This is a genomic window from Billgrantia sp. C5P2 (assembly GCF_051062895.2).
Window position 1 is genome coordinate 4,206,031 of record NZ_CM128542.1, and the last position, 22,911, is coordinate 4,228,941.

The following is a 22,911-nucleotide window of genomic DNA, read 5'->3' on the forward strand; positions in this document are numbered from 1 at the left end:
CAGCCCTGCGGCGCCTCGCCATCCTTGTGTTCAGCGCAGGCCTGCGGCGAGTGCGCGCACCACCTCGGAAGCCGATATTTCACGGCAGGCGGTGGCGTTCTGCCCCGCCCACAGCGGCGAGAAATCGGCGCTGCCGGCCGCCTCGGCAGCACTGCGCAACGGCGCAATGGCGGCGGTGGCCAGGGGGAAGGCCGGCGCCACATTGCTGAGCGGGCCGAGCTCGCGCATCAGCCGGGTGACGATCCCGCGAGCCGGTCGCCCGGTGTAGAGGTTGGTCAGCGCCGTATGTCGCGCAGCTTCGCTCTGCAGCGCCTGGCGATGCAGTACCGAGGTGGTGGCTTCATGGCAGCAAAGGAAGGCGGTGCCGGCCTGGACCGCAGACGCCCCCAGGGCAAGAGCGGCCGATACGCCCCGTGAATCGGCAATCCCCCCGGCGGCGATCACCGGCACCGAGACGGCTTCAACTACCTGCGGCAGCAGGGCGAAGGTACCGAGCTGGGTGCTGATATCTTCGCTGAGGAACATGCCGCGGTGGCCACCCGCTTCCATGCCCTGGGCGATCACCGCGTCGACGCCGTGCGCCTCGAGCCAGCGCGCCTCCTCGACCGTAGTGGCGGACGACAGTACCAGCGCCCCCCAGCCCTTGACCCGCTCGACCAGCGACGGCTCGGGCAGGCCAAAGTGGAAGCTGACCACCTCGGGGCGGAAGGGTTCGAGTGCGTCACAGGCCTGATGATCGAACGGGCGGCGCCCGGCCCCCGCCGGCACGCTGTCGATGTCGAGGCCGTACTCGGCGTAATAGGGCGCCAAGGCCCGGTGCCAGCGCGTCAGCCGCGCCTCGTCCGGCGTCGGTGGAGCATGGCAGAAGAAGTTGACGTTGATCGGCCGTGCCGTCGCCCCGCGGATGCGCTGTAGCTCGGCCGCCATGGCCTCGGGCGAGAGCATGGCGCAGGGCAAGGCCCCAAGGCCGCCCGCCTCGCTGACGGCCGCGGTCAGCTCGCCTCCCTGCACCCCGGCCATGGGTGCTTGCAGGATGGCAAGCTCGATACCGATCTGGCGAGTCAGGCTCATGAATCTTCTCCCTCTTGTCGTTTGCGCTGCCACGGCCGCTTCGGCCCCAGGGTATCGGCGGCATAGGCGCCTCGCTCGCCCATGGGCCGGGGCTCGCCCACCGTGGTGTCGCGTCGGGTCTGGCGTTCCATTTCAGCGTTGATCTCGGCGCCGAGCAATACGACGAACGAGGAGAGCCAGAACCACAACATCAATACCACGACGGCTCCCAGGGATCCGTACAGCTCGTCCATATCGGTGAACTTGCCGACATAGAGCGACAGGCCGCCGGAGCCGAGCAGCCACAGCAGCGTCGCCACCACCGTACCCACGCTGACCCACTCCCAGCGCGGCGAACTGCGATAGGGGCCGAAGCGATAGAGCACGGCAATCACGAACATCATCATCAACAGCAGGGCCGGCCAGCGCAGCCAGGTGATCAGCGTGACGAGAGGCCCCTCCAGGATGAGCCAGCCGACAGCTATGGGGTATAGGGCCACGAACACGGTGCCCGTCAGCGACATCACGATCAGCCCGAAGGTCAAGGCGGCCGTCACCAGCATGCGCTGCACCAGGCCGCGCCGGTCTACCTCGCCATAGACCACGTTGAGCCCCACCATCAGGCCGATCACGCCCCTAGAGGCGAGAAGCAATGCCACGGCCAGGCCGAACAGGGCCGTCAGGCTCAGGCCGGTACCGGTGTTTTCACTGACCGCCCGGGCCCGTTCACTGATCAGCCGAGCGCCTCCCGGCGGCATGTAGCGACTCAGTTCGCCGATCTGACTGGCCATTTCGAGCGGATCGAAGGCCAGCGCCCACAGCGAGATGACCGCGCCAATCGCCGGGAAGAGTGACAGCAGCGCATAGAAAGCGATAGCCGCGGCCAGCATGCTGACCCGATCCTCCGCCAACTGCTCCTTGACCCGCCAGAAGACGTCCAACCACCCCGGGCCGGATATCTGGTTCGGATTCTCGGCTCGCCTGCCTCGCCAGACCTTCTTCATGCGCTCCTCAGGATTGCGGCTCGGGCTCAGGGCTTCTGCGCCGGGCGCAGGACCATGCGGGCATCCCGTATCTCGATGTCGAACCGATTCAAGAAGCTCATGCCCAGCAGGGCCACGTCGCCCTCGAGCCCCGGACTGATGGAGCCACGCACCTCAGCGGCGCTGAAGCCTCCCAGGCTGACTTCATCGAGCCATGTGAGGTCGCCGCGCACACGTCCGTTGGCGGTGTTGAACCAGGCGGAACCCGCGCGCTCCAACTCCAGCCGTTCGGCTAGACCAGCGGACACGGCCACGTAGGTAGCGCCGGTATCGAGCAGGAACTCGACCGGCTCGCCGTTGATGCGTCCGGTGGCGATGAAATGTCCCGAACGGTTGCGTTCGAGCACGATCGATTCTTCCGCTCCGACCACGGCATTGACCAGGTGGGCGTTGGGATTGCGCTGGGTCTCGAGGAAGCCGTGGAACCACCAACTGCCGAAGCCGATGAACGCCACCCAGAACAGCAGCATCATGCCCATTCCGGCGCGCCGGATAGAACCGCATTCTCGCTGCATCGACTCCCCCCCCGATTGGCAAAGCCAATCCGCTTTGACACCCTCGAATCCGCTGTCTGTACTGGAGAGCGGTCAGTTTTCTTGGCCAGGCAACCCGAGGCAGGCGCCGGGCACCATCGCCTTTCGACAATATCGATTCGACAAGAACAAGGATAGCCACATGCCAGACAGCATCGGACATTCGACCGCTTTCGTCTTCCGTCATTCCCCAGCCGCTTCAATACTGGCCGGAATCACCCTGGTCACCTCCCAGCTGCTGACCGGCATGCCAGTGGCGGCATGGGACGGGCTGGTGGAAAAGCAGGTCTTCGAGATGGAGGAGTACACCACCGTCGGCGGCGAGGCCATCGCCCCGGTACGCATCGGCTGGGAGGCCTATGGCGAGCTCAACGAAGAGAAGGACAACGTCATCCTGATCACCCACTTCTTCTCCGGCACCAGCCATGCCGCCGGCCGCTACGCGGAAGACGACGCCGCCCCTGGCTACTGGGACACCATCATCGGCCCGGGCAAGCCGCTGGATACCGACGAGTACTACATCATCGCCTCGGACACCCTGGTCAATCTCAACGCCCATGATCCCAACGTGACCACTACCGGGCCGGCAACGACCAACTCCGAAACCGACGAGCCGTGGGGTACCGACTTCCCGCTGGTCACCATTCGCGATTTCGTCGAGGTGCAGAAGGCCCTGCTCGAAAGCCAGGGTATCGAGCGCCTGCATGCGGTAATGGGAGCGTCGATGGGCGCGCTGCAGGCCTACGAATGGGCCAGCGCCTATCCCGAGCGCGTCGAACGACTGATCCCGGTGATCGGCGGCGGCGTTTCCGACCCGTGGCTGCTCGCCACCCTCAGCGCCTGGGGCGCGCCCATTCGCCTCGACGCCAACTGGAACCAGGGCGACTACTACGACGGAGAACCGCCGCTGGACGGCCTGCGCGAATCGCTCAAGCTGGTGACGCTGAACGCCAATCACTGGCAGTGGGCCAACGAGACCTTCGACCGCAGCTGGGCCGACGAGGATGCCGACCCCGCCCGCGAACTCGACGCCCGCTACGCCATCGAGCGGACCCTGGACGACATCGCCGCTTCCCGTGCCGAACTGGCCGATGCCAACCACCTGCTCTACCTGGTGAAGGCCAACCAGGCGTTCATCACCGGCCACGGCGAAAGCCTCGAGGAGGGTCTGGCACGCATCGATGCCCCCACCCTGATGCTCTACAGCGAAAACGACCTGGTCTTCGCCCCGCAGGGCGTACGCAAGACCGCCGAACTGATCGAGGCCGGCGGCAGCGAGGTCGAGCTGATCACGCTGGATGGCAACCGCGGCCACCTCGACGGCGTGCTCTCCATCGACCAGGCCGGCGATCGCCTCCGCGCCTTTCTCGCCGAGTGAGACGTCTTGGCTAGCCCGTCAGCGACCGCAGCAGCAGGTAGGCGCCCATGGCCAACAGGCCGCTGAGGAAGACGCGCCGAAAGGTCGCCTCGGAAAGCCGTTGGCGCAACCGCTGACCGAGCCGCATGCCGATGATGGCCGGTATCACTGCGCCCAAGGAGAGCAGCGCCAGCTCCACGCTGAGCAGGCGCTGTTCGCCCATGGAGACCCCCAGTGCCATGGTAGTCACCACGAACAATACCCCCATGGCCTGGATCAGCATGTCCCGCGGCAGGCCGAGAGACTGCAGATAGGCAACACCGGGAAACACCGAGGAGCCGGTCATACCGGTGAGCAGGCCGGTCAGGGCACCATTCATAGGAGCCGCATGACGGCCACGACTGACCAGCTTGCCGAGGCCGAGGCTGAACAGCCCGGAAAGGGCATAGAAGGCGATCAATACACCTAGCAGGCCGGAAAGCCAGCGAACGTCGACCCTGGCCAACACGCCCACGCCCAGCCACACGGTCACCACCGAGGCCAGCAGGAAGGGCCACAGGCGCCGCAGGATCTGCTGCAGATGGCCGCCCACAAGCGCCTGCCACACATTGGTGACAATGGTCGGCACCAACAGCAGCGCCATGGCAGACGGCAGCCCCACCGTGGCCGTGAGCAGGGCCAGCGACACCGTAGGCATACCCATGCCGACCACCCCCTTGACAAGGCCGGCGACGACGAAGGTTGCCGCCACCAGTGCCAGCAGCAAGGGATCCAGGGTCATCGCTCGTCGTCTCCCGGTATGGCGTGACCATTACGCGCCTCCCACTCGACGGCCGCCTGCTGCCCCCGGGCCTGATCGACCGCCAGGCAGATCAGGATCGCCACGATGAACAGTGCCGCGCACAGCAGGATAGAGGCCTGCAATCCCACCACCGACTGCAACAGCCCCAGGCCGACGATGCCAATGACCCCGGCGAGTTTGTTGGCCAGCCCCCAGAAGCCGAAGAACTCGGCGGCCTTGCGCGTGGGCGAGAACAGCCCCACCAAGGCACGGCTGGCCGACTGGCTCGAGCCCAGCGAGAGCCCGGCCAGGCAACCGACGAACAGGAACAGATGCTGAGCTTCCCAGTCCAGCCCCAGACTGGCATTGAGGAGAGCCGTGACCTCCGGCGTAGCCCAGATGGCAAATATTGCCGCCACCCACAGAAGCAGGGTCAGTTGGTAGGTGAACTTGGTGCCGATACGATCCTGCAGGAAGCCGAAACCGAGAGCGCCGGCCGCAGCGGTGACCTGCACGATGATGAACATGACGTTGCGCACTGACTCGTCCCAGCCGATCACCTGGGCGCCGTAGATGAAGGCGAAGGCGATGATGATGTAGACCCCGGCCATGGAGAACAGCAGCGACACCAGGAAGATCCCCAAGTCACGAAAACGGCGGAGTTCGTGCAGGGTAGTGGAGACGCGCTCCCAGGCGATCTCGCGGTAGGTCCTGGCATGCGGCTGCGGGGTGCCGCGCTCCCTCACCCACAGAAATGTGGGAATGGCGGTGACCAGGAAGAACACCGCGGCGAAGGGGCCCACCCAGCGAATGCGCTCGAAGTTCTCGGCGGTGGCCTCGCCCAGTGCTATCAGGGTGAAACCGGCGGCAAACAGCCCGCCCACGTAGCCCAGCGCCCAGCCGAAGCCGGAAATCTTGCCAAGGTCCTGCGGCGGGCCGAGGTCGGGCAGGAAGGCGGCGATGAACGACTCGCCCATCGAGTAGGCGTAGTTGGACACCACGATCAGCAACAGTCCGAGAAGGACATAGCCCGGCGCCACGAAATAAAGCAACGCGGTGGCCACCACGGTGACGATATAGCTGATGAACAGAAAACGCTTCTTGGCCGCCCGATAGTCCATCACTGCGCCGCATAGCGGACCGGTGATCACCACCAACAGGTAGCTGGTGGCCAGCGCCAGGCTCCACAGCAGATTGGCCAGGCGGAAGCCATCATCGCGATCACCGACGATCACCGTGGTGAACAGCTCGCCGAACACCACGGTGATGATCAGCAGCGTGTAGGCCTGGTTGGCGAAGTCGAACATCGCCCAGCCGAAGATCTCCTTCTTCGGCGCCCGCTGCCGGGGTGCCGTACCGTCAACGGCCGGTATCGCGCTCATCGCCCCTTCTCTCCTGCCTGCCCTGTTCGAAGCGCCTAGACTAGCAGCTTATCGGAGCAAAAATGACGACAAGTCTGCTTTCACTACACTGAGAGCAACATTTCAGACTGGAGGCAAGCAATGGAACGCTTGAGCGCTATTTCCTTGACCATGGCCCTGGCCGTGGCATCGGCGCATGCCGAAGAGAAGCCCATGGACACCGAGCATCAGAACTTGCGGTTGGTACCGGTGGCGGAAAACCTCGAACAGCCATGGGGTGTGGCGGTCCTGCCCGGCGGACTCTTCGTCATCAGCGAGCGCACCGGACAGATCCAGACGTTCTACAACGGCGAACGGCAGGAGGTCGAAGGCCTGCCCGGCATTCACGTCGAGGGCCAGGGGGGCCTGCTCGACATTGCCGCTTCTCCCGACTACCCCGATACCGGCTGGCTCTACTTCACTTACTCGAACGGCGATACCGGCTCCACCGCCACGGCGCTGGCACGCGGCCGCCTGGCCGGCGACCGACTGGTGGACGTAGAGGAACTCTTCGAGCAGAACCGGCGCTCCGAACCCGGCCCTCAAGCCGGCTCACGGCTGGCCTGGCTGGAGGACGACACCCTGCTGATGTCCGTCGGCGACCGGGGCTCCCCTGAGCGGGCCCAGGATACCCAGGACCACGCCGGCTCCATTTTGCGTCTCGACCCGCAGGGTCTGGCGCCGGAGGACAACCCCCTTCTCGAAGAGGCCGGCTACCTGCCCGAGATCTACTCCTGGGGGCACCGACATGTACTCGGCCTGGCCGTGGATGAGGATCGCGACAACATCTGGGCCGTGGAAGCCCGCAGCAACGGACACGACGAACTCCTCCTCATCCAACGCGGGGAAAACCACGGCTGGGCAGACGAGGATGAGGACTCGGGTATGCTGGAACGAGGCGCCAGCAGCGGGTTCTTCAATGAGGATGAAGTCGTCGAGCCCGCCTATCGCTTCTCCGAAGACGTGTCGCCTTCCGGCCTGGCCGTGGTCAACGGCGAGCACTATCCACAATGGCAAGGCAACCTGCTCGTCGGCGGGCTGGAGAGTGAACAGCTTTATCGAATCGAAGTGACCGATGGCAATGAAGTCGCCGGAGTGGAAGAACTGCTCGACGAGCCCCTGGGCCCGGTTCGCGATGTGCGCCAGAGCCCCGACGGCTATCTCTACGTTCTTGTCGGCGACGAGAATGGCATGCTCTATCGGCTCGAGCCCAATGAGTGACGCTGTCAGCCCATTCGGCCGCCCTGCGAGACCAGCGGTCCGGTGTATCCGTTCGCGCAGCGTGGAGAAGGGGGTTCTTCACTTCTCACAGTACGACGGGCATTATCCTTGTTAACCTGGGTTAAGCATTTTTGTCATGCTGTAGGCTTCAACCAGGCGCTACCTGGATGGGCAAGCGCAGACAGGCGGCTCGGAACCGTGACTGACACCGTCACGCGGAGGTCAGAAGAACAAGCAGGCAGGGGTGGGGCGCATGAAAAAGTGGCTGATGCTGATGCTGGTACTGCTGCCTCTCCCGGCGGCAGCCGGCCTGGAAGGGCTGACCTTCATCACCGAAGAGTACCCACCCTACAACTATCGGCAGAACGATCGCCTCGAAGGCATTTCCATCGAGCTACTCGAACGGATCTTCGCCGAGACCGATACCGCGCTATCCCGTGAGGACGTCCTCTACTACCCCTGGGCACGCGGCTACGATACCGCCCTCTCCGAGCCGGGTACGGTACTCTTCTCCACCACACGCACCGAGCAGCGTGAAGAACTGTTCCAGTGGGTGGGGCCGATTGCCACCAACAGGGTCAAGCTGATCGCGCGTCGTGACAGCGACATCCAGCTGAACGACATCGAGGATGCGATTGACGGTGGCTATCGCATTGCCGTCATCCGCGAGGATATCGGTGCCCAGCGGCTCCAGGAAGCCGGAGTACCGGATAGCCAGGTGCATGCGGCGATATCCAATGTCAGCGCCCTGCGCATGCTGGAGCGTGGTCGGGTCGACTTGTGGGCCTATGGCGAGGACGTGGCCTTCTGGCTGATGGAGGAGGAGGGCCTGCCTGCTACCGACTTCGCTCCCGTGCTGACGATCAGTGAATCCGACCTCTACTACGCCCTGCACCGCGACACCGACCCCAGCCTGGTCGCGCGCATGCAGGCGGCTCTGGATCGCTTGCGTGAACAAGGCGTCGTCAGCGAGATCCTTGGCGGTACCATCACTTTCAATACCGAGGAGTATCCACCCTACAACTACCTGGACGAAGACGGCCAGGTGACGGGGAGCGCCACCGAACTGCTGCGGACCGCACTGGATGACGCCGAACTCAACGCCAATTTCCGCCTGCTGCCATGGGCGCGCGCCCTGACCGAGGCCCAGTTGCGCGAGCGCCACTGTGTCTATTCGACTACCCGCACGCCAGAGCGTGAGTCGCTGTTCACCTGGGTGGGTCCATTGGTGTCGAGTACCTGGGCTGCCTTCGCCCTCGAGGAGGCCGATATAGACGCCGACTCGCTGAACGACCTGGCTGAGCTGCGCGTGGGCAGTTTCCGCGAGGATGCCGTCGGCCAGTACGCCGCCAGCCAAGGGGTTCCCATCGTCGTGGCCAGCGCCGAGCGCGAGAACATCGGCCGCCTGCGGGCCGGGCTGATCGACGCCTGGGTCACTGGTGAACAGACTGCCCGACTACTCGCCGAGGAGGCCGATCTGTCACTGCGTCGTCTGTTCGCCTTCAACGAAGTCAACCTCTACCTGGCTTGCCACCCCTCGGTTCCCGATCCGTTCATCGCTCGATTGCAGGCCGCTCTCGATCGGGCACGGGCCGACACGGAGACGCCTCAGTGAGCCCTACTCCTGGCATGGATCGCCAGACCGGCAGGCGTAGCCTGACCGCCAAGCAGGCCGGACTCACCCTGGCCATCGCACTCTTGCTCAGCATTCTCGCCGGCGCCATCGAGCTGGCCCTCGATGCCCGCGAAATGCGCCAGGAGATCGTCAGCGAGACCCGCTACCGCCTCGAGCTGGTGCAGGGCACCGCGGCAGAAGCCGCCTTCCAGCTCAACCCCGACCTGGCGACCCAGGTCGTGGATGGCCTGTTCAACGGCGGCCGTGTCGCCAGCGTGGCCATCCGGGACGACTTCGACCGCACCATGGCCACGCGGCAGCGCGAGTTCGAACCCGTCTCCGGTTGGGTGGCCCACGCCCTGTTCGACGATATCCTCCACTATCAGCAAACGCTGTATTACCTGGCCGGCCCCGGCGACTCGGCCCAGCCAGTCGGTGAACTCGAACTGACCCTGGCGCTCGACCGCCTGGCACGCGACTTCACCGACCGCAGCCTGCTGATCTTCTCACTGGGCGTCGCCAAGTCACTCGCCATTGCGGCACTGCTGGCCCTGGTATTTCACTGGTTCGTGACCCGCCCCTTGCTCCGCGTGCACGCCGCGATTGCCAACACCGACCCGCGCCAACCCGGCCGCTGGCCGAAACCCGCCATGGGCCGTCATGGCAACGATGAGCTGGGGCACCTGGTAGAGAGCGTCGACCAATTGCTGCTGGCCTTCCAGCAGGGTCTCGACCAGCGCGACCAGCTGCATCAGATCTCGACCATGGATGGACTGACCGGTATCGCCAATCGTCGTCACTTCGACGCCTTTCTCGTACGCGAGTGGCAACGTGCCAGGCGCAATGGCCATGCGCTCTCGCTGGTCTTTCTCGATATCGACCACTTCAAGGAGTTCAATGACCACTACGGCCACGTCGCAGGCGACGATACTCTGAGAGCCATCGCTGAAGCGCTCACGCGGGTCGTCCATCGCGCCACCGACCTGGTCGCCCGCTATGGCGGCGAGGAGTTCGTCTGCGTGCTGCCCGACACCGACCTGGAGGGCGCCCTGCGGGTTGCCGAACGGATTCACCTGGAAATACGCGCACTCGACATTCCCCACGCATACGCGACCCGCACCGGCCGGGTCACTGCCAGCCTCGGGGTTGCCAGCAGCACACCGGCACTCGACGATATCGGCCATGAGGAGCTGATGGCCCAGGCCGACAACCAGCTTTATCGCGCCAAGCGCCAGGGCCGCGACCAAGTGGCCGCGCAGACCTGAGAACTTCCGGGGAACCGGCCCGGCAGAGAGGAATCGATAGGAGTAGCATCAGCCAGAGGCGGAGAGCCGCATGAACAGACGCGACGAGTTCATTGAGCAGATGAAGGCCCGACTGGACGAATGGAACACCGAGATCGAGGCACTGGCTGCCCGCGCGCGTAAGGCGGGCGCCGAGGCACAGACCCGGTACCAGGACGACATCGAGCGACTGCGGCGACGCCGCGACGAGACCCGCCGCCGGCTCGAGGAGTTGCAGTATGCCAGCGAGGCGGCCTGGGACTCCTTGAGGCAAGGACTCGATGATGCCTGGGAGCTGATGCGCAAGGCGCTGCGCGACGCCCAGCGGCACGAGCCGCCGCCCAAGGACGTCAATGAAGACGATGGCCCGGGCCACTCCCCGGGGGGCTCGCCCTAGGAAAGCGGAGGCCTGGCCTAAGGCTCATGCTGAGATGGCGGTTCCTTCTCTTCCGAATCGGATGACTGGATCTCATTGCCACGCTGCAGCCTGTCGATGGCGTTGCCGCCGCGGCGCGCCAGTTGCGCCAAGCGGTCGATCTGGGCATCGAGCTGGGGCAGCGCTTCCTGGCGATAGTGAGACAGGTCGTCGATCGCGCCTAGCACGTCGTCGAAGGCCTGCTCCAGCGCCTGCATGTCGAGCTGCGCCGAGGCGGCACGAGTCTGGATCTCCACCCCCTGCTGACGCAGCGTCCTCGCCGTTCCGGCAATCATCTCCGAGGTGGTGGTATTGAGCGACTCGACTCGGTCGAGGACCAGGCGCTGGTTGGCCAGCGCCAGTGCCACGGCCACGGCCACGGTCAGCGCCGACACGGTCACGTGGATGGCTCGGTCGACGCCGCGAATCAGTTCTCGATTGTTGCGGATGATCACTTCCAGGGCCAGCACGCCCTGCTGGCTGACCGCCTGCTGCTGCTGAAGGTCGACGATGCGCTGGCGCAGCGGGAAGAGCAGCTCCTCCTCGATGAAGGCGCGCTGCGGATGCGCGTCGCCGAGCCGTTCCAGTGCCTGCACCAGGCGACGGTCGATCAGCCGACCCAGGTCGACCTGGCGCTGCAGCCGTCCCAGCAGTTGGCGCAGGTTCTCCTGGTCATCGCTGAGCGTTATGTTGTCGCGACGCAGCATGTCGCGCCCCGCTTCCAGGTCGGCGATGATGGCATCCAGCGCCTGCTGGGCATTCTCGAACTTGCGGAAGTAGCGCTGCACGCGGCTGCCGGCGCCGGGAATGCGCGCCAGCAGGCGGTCGAACGGCCCCGCTGACAGGCGATGCTGGTGCGGGTCGAGATCCTGCATGTGCCCGCGCAGATCGATCAGCGCCTTGGCCACCGGGCCGCCCTCGTCGCCCTGATGGGCCAGCTTGCGCAGCGGTGCCTGCAACATCTCGCTGTGATGCGCCGCCTGTTGCTGCAACTCGAGGCCCATCTCATCCACCGCACGCCGCTGGCGCTCGAGGGCGGCGCCTTCGCTGGCCAGCACCTCGTCGACGAAGGAGTCCGCCAACTGCTCGAGCTCCGGGTCATTTATCACGACCTCTTCACTATCCATCGGCTCGGGGGCGACCTCTTCGAGCTCACTGGCGATCTGCTCCACCGGTGGCAGCGAGAGCGGCGAGCCACGTTCGGACGACTGGTTCATAGTGCTTCCCTCCCCCTTCAGGCGCTTACCCACACCTTAGCAACCAAAGTCGGCGCATGGATCAACGGCGCTCATGGCGACTGTAGCGTTCCGCTCCTTCGATGAAGCGTCGCAGTTCCTCGAGCGCCCGGTCGGTGGCAAGCGTGGCCTGAGGACGTCCCGTCTCGACCCGGGCGAGAGCCACCGCCGTATCGTCGAGCAGGGTCAGAGCCGACTCGTTGCGCGCGACCAGGCGGCGCAGGCGGCGGTCGGTTTCCTCGATCAGCTCGAGCCGGCGTTTGAGCGCAATCCGCTCCTCGACGGACAAACGAGCACCCTCCTGCTCCAGGCGCCGGCGCACATAGTCGCCGTCCAGCCCCATCACGCCACGCGCCTGGGCCGCCATGGAGGTGAAGGTATCCACCGCACCGAGGCAGACCTCGGTGATCAGTCCGCGGGAGCGCTCGAAGGCCAGCTCGCTGCGGTCGAAGCGGGCCGCCAACAGCTCCATCACATGGGCATAGCGGGTGTAGAAGCGATCGACCTGGCTCGCCAGGTCGGCACGCTTCACGTCGAGCAGGCCTTGCTTGGCCCGGCACAGCGACAGCACCAGCTCGTCGGCACCCACCGGCGGCCGGGCCGGGTCCAGCTCGGCCACGCCGGTTTCGCGCGCGGCACGTTCCTGCTCGGCGCGCCGCCGCTCGCTTTCGACCGCCAGCCGCTCCTGCAACCGGCGTTGATGCCGCCGAGCACGCCAGCGGCGCCAGCCACGTTCCACGGGCAACGATACGCCCACCGCCACCAGACCGGCGAGCCAACCGCCCAGGCTCGGTCCGAAGCCACCCCACAGCGACGTCAGCCACAGTACCGTGCTGATGAAGGGCACCAGCAGGCAGTAGCGAAACAGCACCTGGAAACGATTGGGGTTATCGGTGGCTACCGCCAGCCGCGGATTGGCCAGCCCAACCAGACACCATGGCAGACAGGTGACGAAGAGCCCGTAAGCGAATCCCTGCAAGAATCCCAGCATAAGCCTCGTGCGCCAGCGGGTAGATGCCTCTGAGTGTACGGGGGCCGACGACAGCGTGCGAGCCTGAAGACTTCAGCGGCACAGACGGAAGCCCCGCATGCCGAAGTGGAAATGGTCGGCATGGGCGCGGTTGTACGCCGGTCCCAGCACGCTGCCGAACAGGTCGCAGGCGCCATCTCTCGCTTCGCGCAGGAAGGCTCCCCGCGAGTTCTCGTCGTCCCAGTGTTCCAGCAAGGTGATCCGACGCCCGTCCTCCAGGCCGAAGGCGGCTATGTCCAGGGCCTCGGCCGTGGCGTGCTCGCTGCGCCGCCCACTCTCGCGTCCGTAGACATTGCGACAGGAGAAGCTCCCGAAATGTTCGACACGTGCCACACGGGTGCCGAAGTGGGTCTCTGCCGCCGGCTGCAGCCGCTGGCGTTCGTACATGACCCAGGCCAGGGCCAGCGGGCAGCTCGCGACGAAGCTGGCATTGAACTCGACATCACTGCCGTGGACGCGCACCACGTTGCTCAGCGGGCAACCGGGGGCCGGCTCGTGGTCGTCGAGCGGCGTCATCCGCAGCGCCTCCTCCGGCGCCGTGCCGAGCGCTGTCAGGCACGCCTCGCGGTCGTCAGCCAGGCGCCGGAGTTTCCACTTGGTGACCGGGGTCAGGGTATCGTCGACGCTCAGCGGCTTCCAAGGATGCCAGTGGGAGGGGATCCGTTCCTCGAACTGCCACCAGGCCACGCCAGCGGCGGCAATCAGTACGACCAGGACCAGCAATGAACGCATCTCGCCTCGGCGCTACAGCAGCAGGTGAAGTACCAACGCCACGCCCCCTACCGTCAAAGCGGTGAGCACGGCAATGTCCACCGCACGGTCTAGCCAGCGATCGAAGCCTCCCGGGCGGCGGTGCTTCGGCTGTCGCCGGCGGGTGGCACCGCGCTGCAACGAGCGCTGGCGTGAGCCGATGAGAGACATGGTCAGCGTCCGGTTCCCCATTTTTCTTAGAGCTTACGACCTGCGCTCCATGCTGGCTACCGGCAATCGCTGTTAGACGCATCTTGCCTAACCGCCTTCGCGGCGGTTGATGCGTCGGTTGACCACATTGGGAGCGCGACGCAACCGCTCCTGTTCGCCCAACAGCTCGGCCTCGAAGGCATCGGCACCCACCGGTGTTTCGCCATGGCGGCGGTAGAGCTGGGTGAGCATGGACTGGCGATCGGCACGCAGCTCACGCACCAGCACCACGATCATGCCGTAGAGAATGAAGGTAAAGGGCAGTGCCGAGAGTACCGCCGCCGACTGCAGCCCGGTCAGGCCACCGGCAGCGATCAGGGTGAGGCAGATGGCCGCGATCAGCACGCCCCAGATCACCCGCTTGAACAGCGGCGGGTTGATCGAGCCGTTGTCGGTCATCTGGGCCACGATATAGGAGGCCGAGTCGGCCGAGGTGACCAGAAAGATGAAGATCAACAGCATGGCGACCACCGAGAGCACGCCGGTAAAGGGCATGAGCTCGAACATCTCGAACAGCGCCACGGTGATGTTGGCCTCGGTGGCGCTCGCCAGGCCGACGTCGCCGGCAAGCTCCATTTGCAGGGCGGCGCCGCCGAACACGCCGATCCACAGGCAGGCCAGCAGCGGTGGCACGATCAGCACGCCGAACACGTACTCCTTGATGGTGCGCCCGCGCGACACCCGTGCCACGAAGGTGCCGACGAAGGGCGACCATGCAATCACCCAGGCCCAGTAGAAGATCGTCCAGTTGGCTGCCCAGGTGTTATTGCTGAAGGGCGAGATACGCAGGCTCATGCCGATGAAGTTCTGCAGGTAGTCGCCGATGCCCAGGGTAATGGTCTCGAGGATCGCCACCGTAGGGCCGGCCACCAGCACGTAGAGCATCAGGCCGATGCACAGGATCATGTTGAGATTGGAGAGCCGGCGGATGCCCTTGTCCAATCCCGACCAGGTGGAAGCCATGTAGGCCAGGAACATGACGAACAGGATGAGGGATTGCCACAGCACGTTCTCGGGCAGACCGAACACGGCATTGAAGCCGCCATTGAGCTGCAGCACACCCAGCCCCAGCGAGGTCGCCACGCCCATCACCGTGGCCACCACGGCGAACACGTCCAGGGTCGGTGCGTAGGGGCGCACCCGGGGGTACTTGGCCGCGATCGACGACAGCACCGAGGAGACCAGCCCGGCCTGTCCCTTGCGGAACTGGAAATAGGCGATGATCAGCCCGACCACGGAAAAGGCCGCCCACTGGTGGATGCCCCAGTTGAAGTAGCTGTACTGGATGGCGTAGCGCGCCGCCTCGGTGCTCTCGGCGGCCACGTCGCCGTAGGGCGGTTCGACGTAATGCAGCATCGGCTCGGCCATGCCGTAGAACACCAGGCCCACGCCGAAGCCCGCCGCCAGCAGCATGCTCACCCAAGAGAAGAAACTGAAACTCGGCGTACTGTCCTGCGGCCCGAGGCGGATCTTGCCGTACTTGCTCAACGCCAGCGCCAGCAGAAAAAGCACGAAGCCGAACACCGAAAAAAGATAGAACCAGCCGAATAGCCGGGTCACGCCGGCGAGCGCCGCATCGGCCGCCTCGCCGAAGGCCTCGGGAAAACCGGCGCCCAGTGCCACCAGCGCCAGAATGATCAGGGCCGATACGGTAAAGACCCGCTGCCCTCCGTGGTTGGCCATGAGGTGCTCCTTGCTTCGTCCTTGAACGCCCTCATCCTAGCAGGCCAACCCTGACGCCACACAATCCACTGTCACTGCCGTCGATTCGGGCCACAAAACCATTGCATCGCGGCCTCGAGACGACGATTCTGGAGAAACCAAGCAGGCTAAAGGTTATAACGAGTCTCGAACATGTCCCGACTTTCCGACACCCCACTGTCCGTCCTCGATCTGGCGCCGATCCGCCAGGCCGGTACCATTGCCGACAGCTTCGCCGAGAGCGTGGCGCTCGCCCGGCTGACCGAACGCCTGGGTTTCACCCGCTACTGGCTGGCCGAGCACCACAGCCTCGACGGCATCGCCAGCGCCGCCACCGCCGTGCTGATCGGTCATATCGCCGGTTCCACCTCACGCATCCGCGTCGGCAGTGGTGGCATCATGCTGCCCAACCATCCGCCGCTGGTGGTCGCCGAGCAGTTCGGTACCCTGGAGACGCTCTATCCGGGGCGTATCGACCTGGGGCTGGGCCGAGCGCCGGGCTCCGACGCCGCCACCATGGCCGCGCTGCGCCGCGACCCCTATGCCGGTGCCGAGAATTTCCCTGAGCTGCTGGCCGAGCTCCAAGGCTTCCTCGGCGAGGAGAGGCCGGGCCAGCGCGTACGCGCCGTGCCCGGCCAGGGCACCAACGTCCCGCTCTGGCTGCTCGGCTCCAGCGGCTACAGCGCCCAGCTCGCCGCCCGCGAGGGGCTGCCGTTCGCCTTCGCCGCCCAGTTCGCCCCCGGCTACCTGCACGAGGCGCTCAGGCTCTACCGCGACAACTTCCGCCCCTCGGCGCTGCTCGAACGCCCCTACGCCATGGTCGGGCTGCCGGTGATCGCCGCCGAGAGCGATGAGCGTGCCCAGTTCCTCGCCTCCACCACCCGCCAGAAGTTCCTCGGCATGGTGCGCGGCCGTCGCACCCGCTCGCTGCCGCCGGTCGAGACCCTCGACTGGACGCCCATGGAACGGGTGCAGGTGGAACAGTTCCTGGGCGCGGCGGTGATCGGCGGACCCGATACCGTGCGCGAGGGGCTCGAGCGCTTCCTCGAGCTGACCGGGGCCGACGAACTGATGCTCAATACCGATACCTACGCCAGCGAGGATCGACTGCGCAGCTACGAGATCGTCAGCGAGGTGTGGCACGCATGACCCCACCTGCACCCGGCGCCCAGCTCGATCTTGCCGGTATTCTCATCGGCATCCGCCGCATGGCACCGCTTTCGCTGTTCGTGGTGGTTTTCGGCCTGGCCTACGGTGTGGCCGCCCTGTCGCGCGGCCTGTCGGGCCTGGAGGCCATGCTGATGAGTGCGCTGGTATTCGCCGGTGCCTCGCAGTTCGCCGCCCTGGAGCTATGGGGGCCGGAAATCCCGCTGCTGCCACTGATCGCCACCACCTTCGCCATCAACGCCCGACACCTGCTGATGGGGGCCGCCATCCAGCCCTGGCTGGCCCACCTGCCTCCCGGCCAGCGCTACACCAGCCTGGTGGTGATGAGCGACTCCAACTGGGCCATGGCCGCCGCCGATCGCCAGCGCGGCGAGACCAATGTCGGCATGCTGGTGGGAGGCGGCATCGCCCTGTGGCTGACCTGGCTTGCGGGCACGCTGCTCGGGGTAATCTTCGGCAGCGGTATCGAGGAGCCCGAGCGCTTCGGACTCGACGTGATCATGGGCTGCTTCCTGCTGGCCATGCTGGTAGGCGGGCGTCGCGACCTGGCGATGCTGCTACCGTGGGGCGCCGCCGCGCTGGCCGCCCTGGCGGCCATGACCTGGCTGCCGCCGCACTCCCATGTGATCGTCGGTGCCCTGGCCGGCGGGCTGGCGGGCATGCTGTTGCCGCGCCGACAGAAGGAGCCCGCATGACCCTGCCCTCGACGACGGCGGGAGCCGTCATTGCCATCATGGTCATGGCGTTGGTTACCTACCTGACCCGCGCCGGCGGCGTGTTCGTGATGTCGCGAATCCCCATCGGCCCCAAGGTGGAACGCTTCATCAATGCCATGGCGGGCTCGGTGCTGGTCGCGGTGATCACCCCCATGGCAGCGCAAGGCGACTGGGGCGCGCGCCTGGCGCTGCTGGCCACGCTCGTGGTGATGCTGACCACCCAGAAGGCCCTTGCAGCGATCAGCGCCGGCATTCTCACCGCTGCCCTGTGGCGACTGGTCGCATAGTTTCCAGGGAACGATCCATGTCCCACAGTCTCAAAGGGACAGTCATTTCGCACGCCGCGCTGCGGCGTCATCATCGGAGACGTGCATGTTCGACCGCAACGATCCTCGCCGCAATGCCGCCTGGCAGGCTGCCCAACAGTGGCGCACCCGGGCGAATCAAGCGCCCCGCGGCCCCCTGGGTGGGTTGAAGCTGATCCTGACCTGGCTGCTGTTCGGCCTGCTGCTGATCGTGGGCACCGTACTCGGTCTGTTCTTTCTGCTGCTCGGCTGGGCCATGCTGCCGATCGTGCGCTACCGCATGAAGAAGCGCCTCGAGCAGATCCGTGCCGAGCAGGCCAAGGATGCCGGCAGCGGCTACCATTACAGCGAGACCCGCTATCGTGAGACCCACCACCGCGGACGCCCCAGCCCCGGGGAGCACGAGCTGCTGGAAGGCGACTACCAGGTGCGCGACGACGAACGCAACGGCTGACCGGTTATGGAAAAAAGCTCTCGATTGCAATAACTTGAAGCCATATCCCTGATGCTTCCGGAGACAACAACAATGCCTCGACTTCGGACGACAGCAGCCGGTGTGCTGCGCCAGACGGTGCTCGCCTGCCTGCTGCTCCCCCTCGCCACGACGAGCCTGGCCAACGACTACCCCACCGAGGCGCGTGTCGACTACGTGCTGGGCTGCATGGCGTCCAATGGCAACGACTACCTGACCATGCAGAAGTGCTCCTGCAGCATCGACGTGATCGCCGAACACTTGCCCTACGAGACCTACGAACAGGTCGAGACGGTGCTGGGTATGCAGGACCAGCGCGGCGAACTCGGCGTGCTGTTCCGCACCGAACGCGGCATGCAGGATCAGGTCGACGCCCTGCATCGGGCCCAGGCCGACGCCAACCTGCGCTGCTTCTGAGGTGCCCGTGTCGCACGCCTTCCGGCTCGGCCTGACGCCGGCCGTCCTCGCCCTGCTGGCGATGCTTTCAACTCCGGTGCCAGGCGCGGCTGACGAACATGCCCAGGGCGAACGATTGTTCCGCTCGCAGTGCATCGGTTGTCACAGCATCGAACCCGGTCGTCACCTGGCCGGCCCCAGCCTGCACGCCCTGGTCGGCCGACCGGCCGGCAGCCTCGAGGACTTCGATTACTCGCCGGTCCTGGAACAAGCCGACCTCACATGGAACCGCGAGAACCTGGACGCCTTCCTCGCCGGACCCCAGGAGTTCCTGCCCGGCACGCGCATGGTGCTGTGGGGGCTCGACGAGCGCTCGCGCCAGCGCATCATCGACTACCTGGAAAGTATCGCCAAGCCCTGAGGCTCAGTCCCCGCCGCCCTTGCGGGCCATCATGCCACGGGAAGGGTTATAGCCGAGGATTGCCAGCGCCAGCAAAATCGCGGCTACGACCACACTGATCGTTGCCGCATCAGCGTTGAAGCGCTCGTACATGGCGAAGCGGATCATCTCCACGGCATGGGTGAAGGGGTTGAGCGCGGCGATCTGGTAGACCAGGTAGCTGCCCTCGCGGATGCGCCATAGCGGATAGAGCGCCGAGGAGAGGAAGAACATCGGGAAGATGACGAAGTTCATCACTCCGGCGAAGTTCTCCAGTTGGCGAATGAAGGAGGAGAGCAGCAGCCCCAGGGCACCGACCATGAAGCCGGTCACCAGCAGCGCCGGCAGCAGGTAGAGGTAGCCCATCAGGGGCGCCTGGATGCCGTAGGCCCAGGCGATGGCAAGAAAGACGTAGACCTGCACCACCGACACCAGGGTACTGGCGAGCAATTTGCACACCAGCAGGTACCAGCGCGGAAAGGGACTGACCAGCAGCACCCGCATGCTGCCCATCTCGCGGTCGTAGACCATCGACAGCGAACTCTGCATGCCATTGAACAGCTGGATCATGCCCACCAGCCCCGGCACGATGTAGACCTCGTAGAGAATGTAGGTCTGGTAGGGCTCGGTCATGGCAACACCAAGCGCCATGCGAAAGCCGGTAGCAAACACGAACAGCCACACCAGCGGCCGCACCAGTGCCGCCAGGAAGCGGCTGCGCTGGTGCAGGAAGCGCAGCAGTTCGCGCCCCACCACGCCGCGCAGGCAGTTCAGCCAAGGCATCAGGCGCATGTACCCTCCCCGCCCACCAGGCGGTCGAAAGCCTCGCCCAGGCTATCGACGCCGAGCCGAGTGGGCAACGCCTCGGCCCGCTCGTCGGCCAGCAGGCGGCCTCGATGCAGCACCAGCACCCGGTCGCCGGGGCGCACCTCGTCGATCAGGTGGGTCGCCCACAGTACCGCCACGCCCTCCTCGGCGCACAGCCGGTGAGCATGCTCGACCAGCTCGCGGCGCGAGGCGATATCCAGCCCCACGGTGGGCTCGTCGAGCAGCAGCAGGCGCGGTGAGTGCATCAGCCCGCGGGCGATCTCCACCCGCCGTCGCTGACCGCCTGAGAGCTGGCGCACCCGCGTGCGACGCTGGTCGGCCAGCCCCACCCGTTCGAGCTGCGCCTCGGCTCGCAAGCTCGCCTCGCGCCGCCCCATGCCGTGCAAGGCACCGTGGTACGCAAGGTTCTGCGCCACGCTGAGGTCGGGGTCGAGGGTCGGCTGCTGGAACACCACGCCGATGCGAGCATGCGCCTGCACTGCCTGACGGCGCACATCGAAGCCGCCGATGCGGATCTCGCCCCGGCGGCGATCGTGAAGACGGGTGATCAGCGAGAACAGGGTGGTCTTGCCGGCACCGTTGGGCCCCAGCAGCACGACGAACTCCCCCGCCGCCATGGCCACGGAGAGTGCCTCGAGCACCGGTTTTCCATCATAAGTGAAGCTCAGCCCGGCAATCTCGAGGGCAGGTGCCGTTCCTCCACGCACAGCGGTCACTTCGCTCACGGTTCGACGATCACTCCCCAGGGGAAGCGCCCCACCGGAATCGACTTGACCGCCCGCAGGCCATCCACTTCGATCATGGTGACGTCTCCGCTGACCCCGTTGGTGGTGTAGAGCCGGCTCTCGTCGCCGTTGAGCGCCAGGTGCCAGACCCGCTGACCGACCAGGATGTAGTCGAGCACCTCGTAGCTCTGCTGGTCGATCACCGCCACGCGGTTGGAGGGGCCCAGGGCGACGAAGGCGTAGCGACCGTCCGAGGTCAGCACGACCCCCACCGCCTGCACGGTCTCACGCGGTACGCCGGGAACGTCGAAGCGAATGGTGTGCTTGATGTCGAAGGTTTCCTCCATGTCGAGGATCGTCACCAGTCCGGCGATCTCCGACGAGACCCAGGCCTCGCGGCCATCATGGGTGAACTCGGCGTGCCGCGGCCGGGCTCCTACCAGGCGATGGTGCACCGCCTCCATGGTCTCGAGATCGATGATGTGTGCCATGTTGGAGGTTTCGGTGGTGGAGATCAGCCAGCGTCCGTCGGGGCTGATGCCGAGCCCCTCGGGCTCGACGCCCACCGGTATCTCGGTCACCAGGGTGCGGCGCTCGTAGTCGAGCACCGAGACGATGTTGTCGTCCTCGTTGGAGACGTAGACGTAGGGTCGGTTGGGGTCGACGCGGATCACTTCCGGGTCCTCCCCGGAGGACTGGCTGCGCACCACCTGCAGCGTCTCGAGATCGATCATGTCGATGGACTCGTCGTCGCCCACCGCCACGAACAGCTCGCTGCCATCGCTGCTGAAGGCCATCGCACGGGGGCGGCGCCCGACGCGTATGGTCTCCACCACCTCGAGGCTCGCGCCGTCGATCACCGAAACGGTATTGTCCTTCTCGTTGGAAACGAAGATACGCTCGGCCTGGGCGGCCAGGGGCAGCATCAGCAGACTCGCCAATCCCAGCCCGAGGGCGGCATGCTTGGTGGCGGGAGGCATGCTCCCTCGGCTCAGAAGCGGCATGTCGATTCCCCCTCGTCGACGCCCAGCGAATCGAGTGGCGTGCGTGGATGCAGGTAGCCCTCCTGCGGCGACACCGAGGCTACCATGCGCGGCCCGGTGACCAGGATGGGCTGGCGCAGTTGGTGGTTCCAGGTGCGGTAACTGACTGGCAGGCCCAGATAGCCGGCGAGCTCGAACTCCTCGCTCAGCATGTACTCGAGGATCGTATCGCGCTCGACGGAACCGGTACGCGCCGCTGCCTCGCCCAGCGAACGCACCGCCAGCCAGGCGCCGAAGTCGCGCGGCGTCATCCAGCGCTCGGTGAGTTCCTCGAAGCGTCGCTGCAACTGCACCGCGCCCCAGGATTCGTGAGCGCGGTGCCAGGATGTGGCGATCAGCCCCTGGGTACCCACCACCAGGCGCGGCGTCCAGGTCTGGTAGGGGAAATATTCACCGAAATAGTCGGTCTCGTCGGCGATCACCAGCACGTCGTGCTCGGGCAAATCCTGGACGAACACCGGGATCTCGCGCTGGATGGCATGGAAACCGCCCTCGGCGCGGCGCGCCAAGGGGTCGTGCGGCCACTGCCGGTCGACCACGATGCGATGGCCGTAGCGTTCGGCCGCGGCGCGCAGCACATCGGCCAGGATACGATCCTCCTCGGTGTTGCCGTAGACCAGCGCCCAGCGGTTCCACTGCTTGAAACCGAGGAACTGGGCCAGGGCGTCGGCCAGCATGCGTCGGCTCGGGGTGGTGTGGTAGAGCTCGGGGTGGCAAGCCTCGCCGCGCAGCTCGTCGTCCGGCGCCCCGGCGTTGAAGACCACGCGGTCGCCGCGGGCGGGGTGCGCCATCACCTCGGTCAACACCTCACCGGGCAGGCCGCTGACGATCCACTCCACACCCTGCTCGACCAGGCTCTGCAGCGCCTCGCCGACGTCACCCCCCTGGGCGACCTCCACCTCGTGCAGGATGAATTCCTGGCCCAGAAACTGCGCCGAGGCGTTGTTGTCGCTGACCCCGAGGCGGGCGCCCTGAATCCCTTCGTCGTCGAGCACGGGGTCGAGCACCGAGAGCGGCTCCCGGTCGTCGGGCCGCTCCATGCCCAGGTAGCCCACGACGATAGGTTCGAGCGTGTCGGCCGAGAGCAGCGGCGACCACCCGAGGCCGCAGGCCAACCCACCTACCGCCAGCCAGCGAAGGGATCGCGGTAGTGTTCTCATGCGTACTCCTCAGGCAGTCGGCGCTGCCGCTGTTGT

General features: G+C 65.9%; 25 protein-coding genes. 11 read left to right on the forward strand and 14 right to left on the reverse strand.

The window, feature by feature from the left end:
- Positions 1-30: 30 nt before the first annotated feature.
- The 3 genes from ACRWQA_RS19540 to ACRWQA_RS19550 are packed head-to-tail and all read right to left on the reverse strand — an operon-like array spanning position 31 to position 2,608.
- Entirely contained in the window at positions 31-1,071 is a 1,041-nt protein-coding gene (locus tag ACRWQA_RS19540; protein WP_434231157.1) for an NAD(P)H-dependent flavin oxidoreductase, read from the reverse strand.
- The gene (locus tag ACRWQA_RS19545; protein ID WP_434231159.1) at positions 1,068-2,054 is read right to left on the reverse strand and encodes a YihY/virulence factor BrkB family protein; all 987 of its coding nucleotides are present in this window, start codon (positions 2,052-2,054) and stop codon (positions 1,068-1,070) included. Before ACRWQA_RS19545 ends, ACRWQA_RS19540 begins: the two co-directional genes overlap by 4 nt.
- Positions 2,055-2,080: 26 nt before the next feature.
- On the reverse strand, positions 2,081-2,608 hold the full coding sequence (locus ACRWQA_RS19550; protein ID WP_263581391.1) for a retropepsin-like aspartic protease family protein: 528 nt from the start codon (positions 2,606-2,608) through the stop codon (positions 2,081-2,083).
- Positions 2,609-2,768: 160 nt separating this feature from the next.
- Between ACRWQA_RS19550 and ACRWQA_RS19555 the strand changes: the two genes are divergently transcribed.
- Positions 2,769-4,004 carry an E22 family MetX-like putative esterase gene (locus tag ACRWQA_RS19555; RefSeq protein ID WP_434231162.1) on the forward strand — a complete coding sequence of 412 codons (1,236 nt, stop codon included), beginning with the start codon at positions 2,769-2,771 and terminating at the stop codon, positions 4,002-4,004.
- A gap of 10 nt (positions 4,005-4,014) precedes the next feature.
- Here ACRWQA_RS19555 and ACRWQA_RS19560 read toward each other — a convergent pair whose 3' ends face one another.
- Positions 4,015-4,764 (reverse strand): sulfite exporter TauE/SafE family protein, encoded by a 750-nt coding sequence (locus tag ACRWQA_RS19560; RefSeq protein WP_434231165.1) that lies wholly within the window; start codon positions 4,762-4,764, stop codon positions 4,015-4,017.
- A complete protein-coding gene (locus ACRWQA_RS19565; protein WP_434231167.1) occupies positions 4,761-6,146 on the reverse strand; it encodes an MFS transporter in 1,386 nt (461 codons plus the stop codon). The genes ACRWQA_RS19560 and ACRWQA_RS19565 overlap by 4 nt, the downstream gene beginning before the upstream one ends.
- Before the next feature lie 120 nt (positions 6,147-6,266).
- Here ACRWQA_RS19565 and ACRWQA_RS19570 point away from each other — a divergent pair, with 120 nt between their 5' ends.
- From ACRWQA_RS19570 to ACRWQA_RS19585, 4 genes are all read left to right on the forward strand, one after another.
- Complete coding sequence (locus ACRWQA_RS19570; protein WP_434231170.1) at positions 6,267-7,385, forward strand: PQQ-dependent sugar dehydrogenase; 1,119 nt, start codon at positions 6,267-6,269, stop codon at positions 7,383-7,385.
- A 253-nt stretch (positions 7,386-7,638) separates the two neighbouring features.
- Entirely contained in the window at positions 7,639-9,000 is a 1,362-nt protein-coding gene (locus tag ACRWQA_RS19575) for a substrate-binding periplasmic protein (protein WP_434231171.1), read from the forward strand.
- Positions 8,997-10,265 (forward strand): GGDEF domain-containing protein, encoded by a 1,269-nt coding sequence (locus ACRWQA_RS19580; RefSeq protein ID WP_434231174.1) that lies wholly within the window; start codon positions 8,997-8,999, stop codon positions 10,263-10,265. Before ACRWQA_RS19575 ends, ACRWQA_RS19580 begins: the two co-directional genes overlap by 4 nt.
- Before the next feature lie 70 nt (positions 10,266-10,335).
- On the forward strand, positions 10,336-10,680 hold the full coding sequence (locus ACRWQA_RS19585) for a sll1863 family stress response protein (protein ID WP_263581398.1): 345 nt from the start codon (positions 10,336-10,338) through the stop codon (positions 10,678-10,680).
- A 17-nt stretch (positions 10,681-10,697) separates the two neighbouring features.
- On the opposite strand, the gene ACRWQA_RS19590 is transcribed toward ACRWQA_RS19585, so the two are convergent.
- From ACRWQA_RS19590 to ACRWQA_RS19610, 5 genes are all read right to left on the reverse strand, one after another.
- The gene (locus ACRWQA_RS19590; protein ID WP_263581399.1) at positions 10,698-11,915 is read right to left on the reverse strand and encodes a toxic anion resistance protein; all 1,218 of its coding nucleotides are present in this window, start codon (positions 11,913-11,915) and stop codon (positions 10,698-10,700) included.
- Between the two features lie 61 nt (positions 11,916-11,976).
- On the reverse strand, positions 11,977-12,924 hold the full coding sequence (locus ACRWQA_RS19595) for a cobyrinic acid a,c-diamide synthase (protein ID WP_263581400.1): 948 nt from the start codon (positions 12,922-12,924) through the stop codon (positions 11,977-11,979).
- 72 nt (positions 12,925-12,996) lie between these two features.
- Positions 12,997-13,695 carry an extensin-like domain-containing protein gene (locus ACRWQA_RS19600; protein WP_434231178.1) on the reverse strand — a complete coding sequence of 233 codons (699 nt, stop codon included), beginning with the start codon at positions 13,693-13,695 and terminating at the stop codon, positions 12,997-12,999.
- A gap of 12 nt (positions 13,696-13,707) precedes the next feature.
- Complete coding sequence (locus tag ACRWQA_RS19605) at positions 13,708-13,884, reverse strand: hypothetical protein (RefSeq protein WP_263581402.1); 177 nt, start codon at positions 13,882-13,884, stop codon at positions 13,708-13,710.
- A gap of 87 nt (positions 13,885-13,971) precedes the next feature.
- Positions 13,972-15,606 (reverse strand): BCCT family transporter, encoded by a 1,635-nt coding sequence (locus ACRWQA_RS19610; RefSeq protein ID WP_434231181.1) that lies wholly within the window; start codon positions 15,604-15,606, stop codon positions 13,972-13,974.
- A 171-nt stretch (positions 15,607-15,777) separates the two neighbouring features.
- Here ACRWQA_RS19610 and ACRWQA_RS19615 point away from each other — a divergent pair, with 171 nt between their 5' ends.
- The 6 genes from ACRWQA_RS19615 to ACRWQA_RS19640 all read left to right on the forward strand — a co-directional run bounded on the left by ACRWQA_RS19615 (position 15,778) and on the right by ACRWQA_RS19640 (position 19,101).
- Positions 15,778-16,773, forward strand: a complete 996-nt coding sequence (locus tag ACRWQA_RS19615; RefSeq protein WP_434231183.1) for an LLM class flavin-dependent oxidoreductase — start codon at positions 15,778-15,780, stop codon at positions 16,771-16,773.
- Positions 16,770-17,486, forward strand: a complete 717-nt coding sequence (locus ACRWQA_RS19620; RefSeq protein ID WP_434231186.1) for an AzlC family ABC transporter permease — start codon at positions 16,770-16,772, stop codon at positions 17,484-17,486. Before ACRWQA_RS19615 ends, ACRWQA_RS19620 begins: the two co-directional genes overlap by 4 nt.
- Positions 17,483-17,794 (forward strand): AzlD family protein, encoded by a 312-nt coding sequence (locus ACRWQA_RS19625; RefSeq protein WP_263581406.1) that lies wholly within the window; start codon positions 17,483-17,485, stop codon positions 17,792-17,794. The genes ACRWQA_RS19620 and ACRWQA_RS19625 overlap by 4 nt, the downstream gene beginning before the upstream one ends.
- A gap of 85 nt (positions 17,795-17,879) precedes the next feature.
- On the forward strand, positions 17,880-18,266 hold the full coding sequence (locus ACRWQA_RS19630) for a hypothetical protein (RefSeq protein ID WP_434231189.1): 387 nt from the start codon (positions 17,880-17,882) through the stop codon (positions 18,264-18,266).
- Positions 18,267-18,338: 72 nt separating this feature from the next.
- Complete coding sequence (locus tag ACRWQA_RS19635; RefSeq protein ID WP_434231191.1) at positions 18,339-18,701, forward strand: hypothetical protein; 363 nt, start codon at positions 18,339-18,341, stop codon at positions 18,699-18,701.
- A 7-nt stretch (positions 18,702-18,708) separates the two neighbouring features.
- Positions 18,709-19,101 carry a c-type cytochrome gene (locus ACRWQA_RS19640; protein WP_434231193.1) on the forward strand — a complete coding sequence of 131 codons (393 nt, stop codon included), beginning with the start codon at positions 18,709-18,711 and terminating at the stop codon, positions 19,099-19,101.
- 3 nt (positions 19,102-19,104) lie between these two features.
- On the opposite strand, the gene ACRWQA_RS19645 is transcribed toward ACRWQA_RS19640, so the two are convergent.
- From ACRWQA_RS19645 to ACRWQA_RS19660, 4 genes are read right to left on the reverse strand one after another with little or no spacing between them, the layout of a single operon-like run.
- Positions 19,105-19,911 carry an ABC transporter permease gene (locus ACRWQA_RS19645; protein ID WP_412031182.1) on the reverse strand — a complete coding sequence of 269 codons (807 nt, stop codon included), beginning with the start codon at positions 19,909-19,911 and terminating at the stop codon, positions 19,105-19,107.
- Positions 19,902-20,672, reverse strand: a complete 771-nt coding sequence (locus ACRWQA_RS19650) for an ABC transporter ATP-binding protein (RefSeq protein WP_263581410.1) — start codon at positions 20,670-20,672, stop codon at positions 19,902-19,904. Before ACRWQA_RS19650 ends, ACRWQA_RS19645 begins: the two co-directional genes overlap by 10 nt.
- Entirely contained in the window at positions 20,669-21,652 is a 984-nt protein-coding gene (locus ACRWQA_RS19655; RefSeq protein ID WP_434231196.1) for a PQQ-dependent catabolism-associated beta-propeller protein, read from the reverse strand. Before ACRWQA_RS19655 ends, ACRWQA_RS19650 begins: the two co-directional genes overlap by 4 nt.
- A gap of 11 nt (positions 21,653-21,663) precedes the next feature.
- Entirely contained in the window at positions 21,664-22,875 is a 1,212-nt protein-coding gene (locus ACRWQA_RS19660) for an ABC transporter substrate-binding protein (RefSeq protein WP_434231199.1), read from the reverse strand.
- Positions 22,876-22,911 lie beyond the last annotated feature (36 nt).